This is a genomic window from Leucobacter iarius, from assembly GCF_039530105.1.
Taxonomy (GTDB): domain Bacteria; phylum Actinomycetota; class Actinomycetes; order Actinomycetales; family Microbacteriaceae; genus Leucobacter; species Leucobacter iarius.
This window is the reverse complement of the sequence record NZ_BAAAOB010000022.1, coordinates 1-597: the sequence shown is the minus strand read 5'-3', so window position 1 is coordinate 597 and position 597 is coordinate 1. Positions and strand designations below refer to the sequence as shown.

The following is a 597-nucleotide window of genomic DNA, read 5'->3' as shown; positions in this document are numbered from 1 at the left end:
GCCAGCACTGTCCACCGCACCACTTTTCACAGAGCGCTGTCCGGCTGGTTTTCCGCCACCGGCCCGGACAAAGTAGGTCGCGCTGGGGCGACGGATACAGTAGGCGTTCAGATCCAGTTCGTCTTCGGTATAGTCCGCGGCCGGTGACGGAAAACCAGCCGGACAGCGCTCTGTGAAAAGTGGTGCGGTGGACAGTGCTGGCTCTGATGCGGGAGTGACAAAAAGGATCATGGCATACCTCTTAAAATACCTGTTTTTACATACAGTGTTATTTAAGATATTTCCCGTCCTGCAAGGAGAATTTTTCCTGTTCCTGCCAGGTTATTGTTCTGGCAGATAAAACAGGCAGTGGGTTATCCACAGAAACGGTGCATAACCCTGTGAGTCGATGCCGGGTATCTCACCGTCTGCTAAGTCAGTGGCTCTATAAGTTCCCGGCCCTGGTTCCCGGGATTGCCAACAGCCCGGCTGACGGGGTGCCATGTGAAATCTTCGGCGGGAAGACTGCCCTCACGGGCAATGTCTTCCGCCTCTTTACCGGTTGTGTTTTCGCTGAGCCATTTACGTGCGGCATCCGGTGAGTACACGAGTGGTCGC

The 597-nt window shown here is 54.9% G+C and carries 1 protein-coding gene; it reads right to left on the bottom strand.

Going from position 1 to position 597, the window contains the following annotated elements; translation table 11 throughout:
• Positions 1–231, bottom strand: a 231-nt coding sequence (locus ABD169_RS16090) for a S24/S26 family peptidase (RefSeq protein WP_486336009.1), incomplete at its 3' end; no start/stop codon positions are given.
• Between the last annotated feature and the right edge of the window lie 366 nt (positions 232–597).